At 43.7% G+C, this 12,537-nt stretch carries 12 protein-coding genes; 10 read left to right on the plus strand and 2 right to left on the minus strand.

Annotated elements, in window-relative coordinates; genetic code table 11:
• Window positions 1-15: 15 nt before the first annotated feature.
• Both AB5916_RS08855 and AB5916_RS08860 read right to left on the minus strand, forming a co-directional pair.
• Window positions 16-810 (minus strand): ABC transporter permease, encoded by a 795-nt coding sequence (locus AB5916_RS08855; RefSeq protein ID WP_158420264.1) that lies wholly within the window; start codon window positions 808-810, stop codon window positions 16-18.
• Entirely contained in the window at window positions 803-1,570 is a 768-nt protein-coding gene (locus AB5916_RS08860; protein ID WP_173726652.1) for an ABC transporter ATP-binding protein, read from the minus strand. The genes AB5916_RS08855 and AB5916_RS08860 overlap by 8 nt, the downstream gene beginning before the upstream one ends.
• A gap of 98 nt (window positions 1,571-1,668) precedes the next feature.
• On the opposite strand from AB5916_RS08860, the gene AB5916_RS08865 reads away from it, so the two are divergent.
• From AB5916_RS08865 to AB5916_RS08910, 10 genes are all read left to right on the plus strand, one after another.
• A complete protein-coding gene (locus AB5916_RS08865) occupies window positions 1,669-2,718 on the plus strand; it encodes a lysylphosphatidylglycerol synthase transmembrane domain-containing protein (RefSeq protein ID WP_158420266.1) in 1,050 nt (349 codons plus the stop codon).
• A complete protein-coding gene (locus AB5916_RS08870; RefSeq protein ID WP_158420267.1) occupies window positions 2,712-3,329 on the plus strand; it encodes a phosphatidylcholine/phosphatidylserine synthase in 618 nt (205 codons plus the stop codon). Before AB5916_RS08865 ends, AB5916_RS08870 begins: the two co-directional genes overlap by 7 nt.
• Before the next feature lie 104 nt (window positions 3,330-3,433).
• Window positions 3,434-4,327: a phosphatidylserine decarboxylase gene (locus AB5916_RS08875; protein ID WP_173726651.1), complete on the plus strand. Its 894-nt coding sequence runs from the start codon at window positions 3,434-3,436 to the stop codon at window positions 4,325-4,327.
• On the plus strand, window positions 4,284-4,928 hold the full coding sequence (locus AB5916_RS08880) for an epoxyqueuosine reductase QueH (RefSeq protein WP_158420269.1): 645 nt from the start codon (window positions 4,284-4,286) through the stop codon (window positions 4,926-4,928). Before AB5916_RS08875 ends, AB5916_RS08880 begins: the two co-directional genes overlap by 44 nt.
• A 93-nt stretch (window positions 4,929-5,021) precedes the next feature.
• Window positions 5,022-6,401 carry an argininosuccinate lyase gene (gene argH, locus AB5916_RS08885; RefSeq protein ID WP_368190384.1) on the plus strand — a complete coding sequence of 460 codons (1,380 nt, stop codon included), beginning with the start codon at window positions 5,022-5,024 and terminating at the stop codon, window positions 6,399-6,401.
• Window positions 6,402-6,537: 136 nt separating this feature from the next.
• Window positions 6,538-7,623: an aspartate-semialdehyde dehydrogenase gene (gene asd, locus AB5916_RS08890; protein WP_158420271.1), complete on the plus strand. Its 1,086-nt coding sequence runs from the start codon at window positions 6,538-6,540 to the stop codon at window positions 7,621-7,623.
• A gap of 15 nt (window positions 7,624-7,638) precedes the next feature.
• A complete protein-coding gene (gene selD / locus AB5916_RS08895; protein WP_368190386.1) occupies window positions 7,639-8,685 on the plus strand; it encodes a selenide, water dikinase SelD in 1,047 nt (348 codons plus the stop codon).
• 174 nt (window positions 8,686-8,859) lie between these two features.
• Window positions 8,860-9,615 carry a formate/nitrite transporter family protein gene (locus AB5916_RS08900; RefSeq protein WP_158420273.1) on the plus strand — a complete coding sequence of 252 codons (756 nt, stop codon included), beginning with the start codon at window positions 8,860-8,862 and terminating at the stop codon, window positions 9,613-9,615.
• Window positions 9,615-11,696, plus strand: a complete 2,082-nt coding sequence (locus tag AB5916_RS08905; RefSeq protein ID WP_368190388.1) for a DNA topoisomerase — start codon at window positions 9,615-9,617, stop codon at window positions 11,694-11,696. Before AB5916_RS08900 ends, AB5916_RS08905 begins: the two co-directional genes overlap by 1 nt.
• A complete protein-coding gene (locus AB5916_RS08910) occupies window positions 11,696-12,364 on the plus strand; it encodes a UDP-N-acetylglucosamine pyrophosphorylase (RefSeq protein WP_368190390.1) in 669 nt (222 codons plus the stop codon). The genes AB5916_RS08905 and AB5916_RS08910 overlap by 1 nt, the downstream gene beginning before the upstream one ends.
• Window positions 12,365-12,537 lie beyond the last annotated feature (173 nt).

The following is a 12,537-nucleotide window of genomic DNA, read 5'->3' on the forward strand; positions in this document are numbered from 1 at the left end:
GAAAGACTCCGACAATTAGTGCTTTCTCACTTTTCTTTCAATAAGATTCAGGATTCCATATAAAAGCATGGCAATGATCATCAGGATCACAATGGACATCAGTACCCAGGTAAGCTTAAAGGTCTGGCTTCCATAGATGATCAGGTATCCCAGTCCTTGTCTGGCACCAATGAATTCCCCAATGATCACGCCAACCAGACAAAGACCTATGTTTACCTTCATGTTGCTTAGTATGGTAGGTACAGAAGAGGGAAGGACGATCTTAAATAATTCATCTATCCTGCCACCCCCAAGGGTTCGTATCAGTTTCAGCTTTTCCTGGCTGATTTCGGTAAAGCCTGTATACAGGTTGAGAATACAGCCGAAGATGGCGACGGATATGCCGGATACAATAATAGTTTTCTCGCTGGCACCCAGCCAGACAATAAGAAGTGGAGCAAGTGCGGATTTTGGCAGGCTGTTCAGAACCACCAGGTAGGGCTCCAGGATTCTGGAGATTTTTGGGAAAAGCCATAGGATCACTGCACTTAAGATACCAAGACTCATTACAAGAAAAAAGCTGATCAGGGTTTCTGACAGTGTGATGCGGATATGCAAGGTAAGAGATTGTTCTTTCAGCATTTTTACAAAGGTTTCCAGGACCAGGGAAGGACTGGAAAAAATAAAGGAATCGATCCATTGTTTCCTGGAAGCGGTTTCCCAGAAAAACAGGAAAAAAGCTAGAAGCAGGAGCCTGAATGCATGGATCAGGATTCTGTCTCTTTTTAACCTGAAAAGATATTGCTGTTGTCTGAAAGAGTGATTATTCATTCTGATTTAGCTCCTTCCATATTAGATTAAAATAATATTTAAAAAGCGAGGCATTTCTGGAGGACATAGGTGTTCTGTCTTTTAGGCCAAGCTCAATGGGGACGATCTTTTTCACAACAGCAGGACGTTTTGACAGGATCACTACACGGTCAGCCATACTAATGGCTTCTCCGATATCATGAGTCACCAGAATTGCAGGTTTATTTTCTTTCTTCAGGATTTTTCCAATATCATCGCTTACATTCAGACGTGTCTGATAATCAAGGGCAGAAAAGGGCTCATCAAGGAGTAGAAGCTCCGGCTTCAGCAGCAGGGTACGGATTAGGGCAGCACGCTGCCGCATGCCTCCAGACAACTGGGACGGTCTGGCATTTCTGAATTTATCCAGACCATAAGTGGCCAGCATCTGATCTGCCAGCTCTTTTTTGGCGGGAGTAAGCTGATGACGGATCTCCAGCCCCAGGATAATATTTCTGTATATGGATCTCCATTCCAGCAGATGGTCTTTCTGCAGCATATATCCTATACGTGTGTTTGGGGTTCCTACAGGCTGATCTCCCATATAGATGGAGCCTTTTTCAGGAGTTAAAAGTCCGCTGATCAGGTTCAGGAGCGTAGACTTCCCACATCCGGATGGACCGGCAATGGCAAGAAACTCGCCAGGCATCAGGTCAAAGGATATATTAGAAAGGGCTGGTGTTTCCCCGGAAAGGCTGTGGTAGGAGAGGCTTACATCTCTGACTTCCAGTAGTGGCTTCATATATTTTGCCTCCAATTTAATATATTTTATCATATGCTTTTGTAAGAAATTATGATATAATGCTGAGAAAAGGAATTTTAAATGAAAGAGATAATCCAATGTCAAGCAAAAGAAAAACGATTTTTAATCTAGTATTTCTGGTTGTTGTTTTTGTACTGACCATCCATTTTGTATTTCGAGGAGAGGATATCGGTGATATTCTTCAGGCAGTGAGGGATGCTGACTGGCGGTATCTGCTGCTGGGATTGGTCTGTGTGATACTTTTTATTTTGGGAGAATCAACGATCATTTTCTATATGATGCGTACTTTGGGAGCAAAGGTAAAGATGGGACACTGCGCCCTGTATTCCTTTGTAGGCTTTTTTTTTAGCTGCATTACTCCATCTGCGTCCGGAGGACAGCCAATGCAGATCTATTTCATGAAAAAGGACAAGATGCCTGTCCCTGTGACCACGCTGGTATTGATGATCGTTACCATTACATATAAGGCTGTGCTTGTACTGATCGGTGTGGTAGCAGCTATATTTGGCAGTGGTTTTCTCAGAGGATATCTTGGAGATTACATGTGGGTCTTTTATCTGGGATTGGGACTTAATATTTTTTGCGTTACCCTGATGCTGACTCTGGTATTTGCTCCTGGTCTTGCAAAATGGCTGATGGTAAAGGGACTGAAGCTTCTGGAGCATGTAAAGTTCCTGAAGAAAAAGGAAAGCCGTTTGAAAAAGCTGGAAGAGTCTATGGATCAGTACCATGCCACTGCAGCTTTTTGGGCAGGCCATAAAAGGATCATCCTGAATGTATTTCTTATTACTCTGGTTCAACGATGTATTTTGTTCACCATCACCTATTGGGTGTACCGTTCGCTGGGACTTCATTCAGTGGGCTTTTTTGCCATTACACTGCTGCAGTCCATGATTTCCGTATCAGTGGATATGCTTCCGCTGCCTGGCGGTATGGGTATCAGTGAGACTCTTTACATCCGCATGTTTGAGCCGGTGTTTGGCGATCTGCTTCTGCCGTCCATGCTTCTTAGCAGAGGATTGTCTTATTATGGACAGATGCTGATCAGTGCCATAATGACCTGTGTTGCATATTTTGTGATACGGGATGATACACAAACAGAAAAAAAGGAGAAAAGCGTATGTTAGGTTTTTATGATTATACAGTTGTTTTGACTTATATAAGTCTGGGGTTTTCCATTGTGGGTATGACACGGGCATTGGAAGGGGATTTTCGGGTAGCTATTCTGTGTCTTGCCCTGTCCGGGCTTTGCGATATGTTTGACGGGAAGATCGCCCGTACCAAGAAGAATCGTACAGAAGATGAGAAGAGATTCGGCATTCAGATCGATTCCTTGTGTGATGTGGTCTGTTTTGGAGTTTTTCCCATTATGATCTGCTATTGCCTGGGGATGCGGGGAGCATTCAGTGTGTTCATCCTTGCTCTTTACGGAATGGCCTCTGTGATCCGTCTTGCTTTTTTTAATGTAATGGAAGAAAAGCGTCAGAATGAAACTGCAGAAACCAGGAAATATTATCAGGGGCTGCCCATCACATCCATGGCGATCATTTTACCTTTCCTGTATCTGTTAAGAAAATATTGTGGCAGGTACTTCCTTTTTGTGATCAATGTGGCAGTGGTGGTTGTAGGAGTACTGTTTATCAGCGACATTAAAGTAAAGAAACCACAGAATCCAATGATCATTCTGCTGGTTGCACTGGTAGGCATTGCACTTGCATTTATGTTCCATTTGTTATAAAGATAAAATCCGCAGGTATCACAGCCCAAACCTTTTGATCCTGGTATCATTATTTTTATTTTGGCTCTGGTACCATCATTTTATTATAAAGGTGTTGAATACAAATGAACTATATAGACAGAAAAGGAAATATCACAATTGAAGAAAACGGACAGGACAAGCTTCTCCACTTTCTGTACAATGACCGGGGAGGAAGACTTTGCCTGAAACTGCTGGTACGTCCATTTGTCTCAAAGGCAGCCGGTGTTTTCCTGAATAGCCCGCTATCAGCAGGGATGGTTCCTGGTTTTGTGAAAAAAAATCAGATTGACCTGTCTGTGTATACAAAGCAGAGATTTCGCTCTTACAATGATTTTTTTACCAGAAGGATCAGACCCGGGGAACGTATGATTGCCCAGGGAGAGAATCTGCTGATCAGTCCCTGTGACGGTAAGGCTACTGTATGCAGGATCGGGGCAGATACCAGGTTCTATATAAAGGACACTTTGTATACTGCTGCACAGCTCCTTAGAAACGAAAGACTGGCAGACCATTATAAGGGTGGATATGCTGTGATCCTTCGCCTGACGGTGGATGATTACCATCATTACTGTTATGTGGCAGATGGACAGAAATCAAAAAATGTTACGCTGCCCGGGATCTATCATACTGTTAATCCGGCAGCTAATGATGCGTTTCCTATTTACCGTGAGAATGCAAGAGAATATACTTTGATCCGTACAGAGAAGTTTGGCACCATAATGATGATGGAAGTAGGTGCCATGATGGTTGGAAAGATCACAAACCTGGAAAAGGATTCCTGCCATGTGAAAAAGGGAGCAGAAAAAGGCTATTTTGAATTTGGAGGCTCCACGATTATTCTGTTTTTACAGCATGGAAAGGTGCGGCTGGACAGTGACCTGCTGGAGAATACAGAAGCTGGATATGAGACGATTGTAAGGATGGGCGAGAGAATTGGCGAATGTAAATTATCAAAAAGAACTGGAAAATCTGATTAAAAAAGAACAGGAGCAGGGGCATGTACCAAGGCTTTTTTTACATGCCTGCTGTGCTCCATGCAGCAGTTATGTGCTGGAATACCTTTCACAGTATTTCAGGATCACAGTTTTTTTCTATAATCCTAATATAGCACCTGCAGAAGAGTATGCCAAACGTGTGGCAGAGATTCGCAGGTTGATACAAGAGATGAAATTTGAACATCCTGTGGATCTTCTCGAAGGAGAATATTGTCCGCAGGATTTTTATGATATGGCGAAAGGACTTGAGAATGTTCCTGAAGGAGGAGAACGGTGTTTTGGCTGCTATCGGCTTCGGATGGAGCAGGCAGCCCGCCTGGCCAAAGAAGGCGGGTATGATTACTTTACAACTACGTTGTCGATCAGTCCCCTGAAAAATGCGGTAAAGATCAATGAGATCGGAGAAGAACTAGGAGAGATTTATCAGGTATCTCATCTGCCGTCAGACTTTAAGAAAAAGGATGGATATAAGCGGTCTATCCAGCTTTCCAGGGAATATGGACTGTACAGGCAGAATTACTGCGGATGTGTGTTTTCCAGGAGAGACAGGAAGGAAGAACTTTCCAAACTGGATAATCTGTGATAAACTGTCATAGAAAAATGTAATGGTGCAGCAGACTTTAAGGATATGGCTGCTGAACTGTTTGCAAAAAAATAAAAGAAATGAGGAAGAAACATGGCACAGCTTTGGGGCGGACGTTTCACAAAAGAAACAGATAAACTTGTATACAATTTTAATGCATCAATTTCTTTTGACCAGAAGTTTTACGAGCAGGACATCAGAGGCAGTATGGCCCATGTGGAGATGCTGGCAAAGCAGGGGATTCTTACAGCGGAAGAAAAGGACAAGATCATGGAAGGGCTTGGCAGCATTATGGAGGATGTAAAGGAAGGAAGACTTGCCATAACTTCCGAGTATGAAGACATCCACAGCTTTGTGGAGGCCAACCTGATCCAACGTGTAGGCGATGCAGGTAAGAAGCTGCATACCGGCAGGAGCCGTAATGATCAGGTAGCCCTGGATATGAAGCTTTATGTGCGTGATGAGATTGATGCGATTGACGGTGAGGTAAAGGATCTTCTGAAGGCTCTTCTTAAGATCATGGAAGGCAATGTACAGACCTGGATGCCTGGTTTTACCCATCTTCAGAAAGCACAGCCGGTTACACTTGCCCATCATATTGGTGCATATTTTGAGATGTTCCGAAGAGACAGAGGGCGTCTTATGGATATCCGCAAAAGGATGAATACTTGTCCTTTGGGAGCCGGTGCACTTGCAGGTACTACATATCCGCTGGACAGGGCGTATACAGCACAGCTTCTGGGATTTGATGAGCCTACCAGGAACAGTATGGATTCTGTTTCTGACAGAGATTATGTGATCGAACTTTTATCAGCCCTTTCTACGATCATGATGCATCTCAGCCGTTTTTCTGAGGAAATCATTATGTGGAATTCCAATGAATACCAGTTTGTGGAGATTGATGATGCCTACAGTACAGGCAGCAGTATTATGCCACAGAAGAAGAATCCGGATATTGCAGAGCTGGTACGTGGTAAGACTGGTCGTGTATATGGTGCTCTTATGTCTATTCTTACAACTATGAAGGGGATTCCACTGGCATATAATAAAGACATGCAGGAAGATAAGGAACTAACCTTTGATGCCATCGATACAGTTAAAGGCTGCTTGGCATTATTTACAGGTATGGTATCTACCATGGAGTTTAAGAAGGACAATATGGAAGCCAGTGCAAAGAATGGCTTTACCAATGCTACAGATGCGGCAGATTATCTGGTGAACCATGGTGTGCCTTTCAGGGATGCCCACGGGATCGTAGGCCAGCTTGTATTGAAGTGTATTGAACTTGGTACTTCCCTGGATCATCTTCCTCTTGCCGAATATCAGGCGATCAGCCCCGTTTTCCAGGAAGATATTTACCAGGCTGTAAGTATGAAGACTTGTGTGGAAAAGCGTACTACTTACGGAGCTCCGGGACCGGAGGTTATGCGTCAGGTGATCCAGGAAAACAAAAAATATCTGGAAGAGAATTAATAACAGCATAAATAACAAAAAAAGGCTTGCTTTTTTGGTAAGATTGTTATAGTATTTGATGAAAAGACAAATGTACGTGAAATAAAGACATGCTAATAGGATGTATGCGTGCAAAAAACACTGAGGAGATCATATTATGAGTGAAAAATTAAAAGTTGGTATTTTAGGAGCAACCGGCATGGTAGGTCAGAGATTTATTTCTCTGCTTGAGAATCATCCATGGTTTCAGGTAGTAACAGTAGCTGCAAGCCCAAGAAGCGCAGGAAAGACATACCAGGAGGCCGTTGGCGGCCGTTGGAAAATGGATACTCCTATGCCGGAGGCTGTAAAGGACCTGATCGTTATGAATGTTAATGAGGTTGAGAAGGTTGCTTCTACTGTAGACTTTGTATTTTCTGCTGTTGATATGACAAAAGAAGAGATCAAGGCAATCGAAGAAGAATATGCAAAGACAGAGACACCAGTTGTTTCCAATAACAGTGCACACAGATGGACACCGGATGTTCCCATGGTTATTCCGGAGATCAATCCTGAGCATTTTGAAGTGATCAAACATCAGAAAGAACGTCTTGGCACAAAGAGAGGATTTATTGCAGTTAAACCGAACTGTTCTATTCAGAGCTATGCACCTGTTCTCACTGCATGGAAGGAATTTGAGCCATATGAAGTAGTTGCTACTACTTATCAGGCTATTTCCGGTGCAGGCAAGACCTTCAAAGACTGGCCGGAGATGGAACACAATATTATTCCATATATCGGCGGTGAGGAGGAGAAGAGTGAGAAAGAGCCTCTTCGTATCTGGGGCACGATCCAGAATGGTGAGATCGTACCTGCAAAAGAGCCGGTTATTACCTGTCAGTGTGTACGTGTGCCGATCCTGAATGGACATACAGCAGCTGTTTTTGTAAAATTCAGAAAGAAACCAACCAAAGAGCAGCTGGTTAATGCATTAAGAGAGTTTAAAGGCATTCCCCAGGAGCTTCAGCTTCCAAGTGCGCCGAAGCAGTTTATCCAGTATCTGGAAGAGGACAATCGTCCACAGGTTACAGCAGATGTTGATTTTGAACATGGTATGGGCGTTTCTGTAGGACGTCTTCGTGAGGATACGGTATATGACTGGAAGTTTATCGGACTGTCCCATAATACAGTAAGAGGTGCAGCTGGCGGTGCTGTTCTTTGTGCTGAGACTTTGAAAGCAAAGGGTTATATCCAGGCGAAATAAAAAGGAGGTGGCGATTTGGACCAGAGAGAGAAGATCCGGCTGACCACTCTTTCCCATACATCCGGGTGAGCGGCCAAATTAGGTCCGGGGACCCTTGCTCAGGTTCTGAGCAAGCTGCCAAAATTTTACGATTCAAATCTTCTGGTAGGCACAGAAACATCAGATGATGCTGCTGTCTACCAGATCAACCAGGATCTGGCCATGATACAGACTGTAGATTTTTTTACACCTGTCGTGGACGATCCTTATACCTTTGGACAGATCGCTGCAGCCAATGCATTAAGCGATGTGTATGCCATGGGTGGAGAGCCGAAGCTGGCTTTGAATATTGCTGCTTTTCCAAACTGCCTTTCTCCGGATATCCTTGGGGATATTATGAGGGGAGGAGCAGACAAGGTAAAAGAAGCAGGCGCCGTTCTTGCAGGCGGACATACGATCCAGGATGATGAGCCTAAGTACGGATTATGTGTTACCGGTTTTGTACATCCGGATCATCTATGGAAAAATATAGGGGCTTTGCCAGGGGATCGTCTGATCCTTACGAAACCTGTTGGTACAGGGATTTTGACTACCGCCCTGAAGGCTGATTTCTTAAGCAGGGATGAGGGGCAGGAAGTGATCCGGGTAATGAGCTGGCTGAACAAATATGCCAGGGATGCGGTGGCAGATCTGGAGATCCATGCATGTACGGATATTACCGGATTTGGTCTTGCAGGTCATTGTCTTGAAATGGCCCAGGGCAGTGGTGTGAGTCTGTGCATCGATCCGCTTTCAGTGCCTATACAGAAAGGAGCCCTGGAATATGCTTCCATGGGAATGGTACCTGCCGGTGCCTACAGGAATAAAGAGTTTACCGAGGACAAATGCAGCTGGGGAGATACTGCTCCTGAGCTTATAGATGTGCTTTGCGATCCCCAAACATCCGGTGGACTTCTTCTTGCAGTATCTGAGAAGGATTCTTTGGAAGCTGTGAAAAGATTATCAACTCTTCAATTCCCAGGCACGATAATTGGCAAGGCAATTCCCAGGAAAGATGCTGATTTGCTGTTTATGAGAGAATAATAACAGGTATTATTATAAACTATAAAAGCCCTGAATAGGTTATTGGCAATTATTTCTCAAAGTCTATTGTGAAAAAAACATCAAAGTGTTATAATATACCGGTAGTAAAAATTAGCGACTGTAAAAATACTGTTGCAGTTGCACAAATTTCATAAACCAGCGGAGGTGTTTTTTATGAACTACGAGGATGTACAGAAACTTGCTAACGCCGCAAAAGCCAAGATCGGTCTTTTAAACGGCAATTTCCTGAAATACTTTCTTCGGGCTGTCATGGCAGGATTTTTTATTGACATGGCCATGATCTACAGTAATGTGGTGGGAAATGTATTTTCAGCGAATGCACCTGAATGGGGGAAATTTCTGGGGGCTTTGGTTTTCTCTATTGCAGTGCTTTTGATCTGCCTGGTAGGTGGAGAGTTATTTACCGGCAATAATATGGTCATGGCATTTGGCGCTTATGATAAGAGCGTGTCATGGAAGGATGCCGGAAAGGTATGGCTGGTAAGCTATATCGGTAATTTTGTAGGATGTCTGATCCTGGCTCTGATCTTTGTATGGGCAGGGGCATCCGGTACAGCAGATTATTTCGGAGGATTTATCAACAACAAGCTGACAATGCCAGCAGGCCAGATGTTCTTCAGGGCAGTGCTTTGTAACTTCTTTGTATGCCTTGGCGTGCTTTGCGGAATTAAGTTAAAAAGCGAAACAGGAAAATTCCTGATGATCGTTATGTGTATTTCAGGATTTGTTGTAAGCGGATTTGAGCACAGCATTGCCAATATGGGAATTTTTGTTACTTCCTATTGTCTGGTAGATGGGCTTTCCATCGGACTGATGCTGAAGAATCTTCTGATTGTAACACTTGGAAATATGGTAGGCGGTGCTTTGCTGCTTGCATGGCCGCTGAGAAAGATGAGTGCAGATAAATAATGTCAAAAGCTTTATACATAGCCGAGAAGCCCAGTGTGGCTCAGGAATTTGCAAAAGCTTTAAAGATCAACGGACAAAGAAGGGATGGTTATCTGGAGTCTGATACTTCTGTAGTGACCTGGTGTGTAGGGCACCTGGTCACTATGAGCTATCCTGAAAAATATGATATGAAATACAAAAGGTGGAGTTTTGATACCCTGCCTTTTTTGCCCCGTGACTTTAAATACGAAGTGATTCCAGGCGTTCAGAAACAGTTTCAGATTGTAAAGGGCCTTTTAAACAGGCCGGATATAGAGACCATCTATGTGTGTACGGACTCTGGACGGGAGGGAGAATATATCTATCGGCTGGTGGCACAGATGGCTGGTGTAAAAGGAAAAAAAGAAAAAAGAGTTTGGATTGATTCTCAGACAGAAGAAGAAATTATGCGAGGGATCCGTGAAGCAAAGGATATTTCAGAATATGACAATCTTGCAGCTTCTGCTTACCTTCGTGCAAAAGAAGATTATCTGATGGGGATCAATTTTTCGCGTGTACTGACTTTGCGTTATGGGAACAGTGTATCTAATTATCTAAGTTCCAAATATCAGGCTATTTCTGTAGGAAGAGTAATGACCTGTGTGCTTGGGATGGTAGTACGCAGGGAACGGGAGATCCGTTCTTTTGTGAAAACACCATTTTACCGTGTGGTCAGTAGTATTGTACTTGAAGGAGAAAAATTCGAGGGTGAATGGAGGGCAGTAGAAGGCAGCTCTTATTTCCGGTCCCCTGTATTATATAAAGAAAACGGTTTTAAGAAAAAAGAAGATGCCAGAGGGCTGATCAAAAGCCTGTCATCTGTGCATCCTTTGTCCTGTACAGTAGAGAAGGTGGAGCGGAAAAAGGAAAATAAGAATCCACCGCTTTTGTTTAACCTGGCAGAGCTGCAGAATGTGTGCTCCAAGCTATTTAAGATCAGCCCGGATGAAACGTTGGCAGTAGTGCAGGAATTATATGAGAAAAAGCTGGTAACCTACCCCAGGACAGATGCAAGGGTACTGTCAACAGCAGTGGCAAAGGTAATCTCTAAGAATATATCCGGGCTGCAGAATTACGGGCCTGCTGCAGATGCTGCAAAAGAAGCTCTTTCTATGGGAACCTGGCAAACCATAGCCAAGACACGATATGTAAATGACAAGCAGATCACAGACCATTATGCCATTATACCTACAGGACAGGGACTTGGCAACTTAAAAGGCCTGTCCCTTACTTCTCAGCGGGTTTATGAGACTATCGTGAGACGTTTTCTGTGTATTTTTTATCCTCCTGCAGTGTATCAGAAGGTTTCCATTGTAACCAGGATGGGGAATGAATCCTTTTTCTCTTCTTTTAAAGTGCTGGTAAGTGAAGGATACCTGAAGATCGCAGCCAATTCATTTGCACGGAAGAAGGCTTCTGATACAGAAGGGAAAGCAGCAGAAGGGAAGGCTGAGGAAGACAGTGAAGATGTGGCCTGTGATGCGGCGCTTCTTGGTGCATTGCAGAAGCTGAAGAAAAATGATATACTTTCCGTGGACAGTTTGAATATTAAAGAAGGGGAAACATCCCCTCCTAAAAGATACAATTCAGGATCCATGATCCTTGCCATGGAAAATGCAGGACAGCTTATTGAAGACGAGGAGCTGCGTGCACAGATCAAAGGCAGCGGGATTGGTACAAGTGCTACCAGGGCAGAGATCCTGAAAAAGCTGTTTAATATCAAGTATCTGTCCCTGAACAAGAAAACACAGATGATCACTCCCACACTTTTAGGTGAGATGATCTATGATGTGGTGAATTGTTCCATCCGTCAGCTTCTGAATCCGGAGCTTACAGCAAGCTGGGAAAAGGGACTGACCTATGTGGCAGAGGGCTCCATTACAGAGCAGGAATATATGGATAAGCTGGAACATTTTGTACGCATCCGCACCAATCAGGTGGAGGCCAGCAATTATCAGTATGCTTTGCGGCAATTTTTTGATGCATCGGCACAGTATTATAAAAAGCCGGAGAGAAGTACCAGAAGTTCTTCTTCCGGGAAACAAGGAGGAAAATCATCATGATGAAGGATTTTACTATTTCTAATCTTCTGGATCTGAATGAAACGATTGCAGGGGAATTATTTGAAGGAAAGACTTATCCCTGGGAAGTGCTTCCGGAGATCGGGGATTTTATCATAAAGCTGGGAAATACATTAGATCCGGCAGAGTATGAGCATCTGGAGGGAGATATCTGGATCGCCAGATCTGCCCAGGTAGCATCTACTGCCAGCATCCATGGACCGGCTATCATTGGTAAGAATGCAGAAGTACGCCACTGCGCATTTATCAGAGGCAAGGCGATCGTAGGAGAGGGCTGTGTAGTAGGCAATTCTACAGAGCTTAAGAATGTAGTACTTTTTAATTGTGTGCAGGTACCTCATTACAATTATGTGGGAGATTCTGTGCTTGGGTATAAGTCTCATATGGGAGCTGGTTCTATCTGTTCCAATGTGAAATCCGACAAAAAGCTGGTGATTGTTAAAGATGGGCAGGAGCAGGTAGAGACCGGATTTAAGAAGTTTGGCGCAATGCTGGGAGATCATGTGGAAGTAGGCTGTGGTTCTGTGCTGAATCCTGGCTCCGTGATCGGCAGAAATACCAATATTTATCCTCTTTCCTCTGTACGTGGCTGCGTTCCGTGTGACAGCATCTTCAAAAACGGGGAACCGGTTCCAAAAAGGGAAATGTAAAGGATATATAAGTGTAGAACATACAATAATATAGAACATAAAAATATAACATGAAAATATAACATAAAAAAACACCACCGGATAACCTAAAAGTTACCTGGTGGTATTTTATATCAGCTGGGAGTCAATCCCCCAGCTGATATAGCCTCCGGCAGGATTGCAGAGGTGCGCGT

Origin of the sequence: Blautia sp. 1033sp1_1033st1_G9_1033SCRN_220408 (assembly GCF_040929965.1) — a bacterium.
GTDB lineage: Bacteria > Bacillota > Clostridia > Lachnospirales > Lachnospiraceae > Blautia_A > Blautia_A ammoniilytica.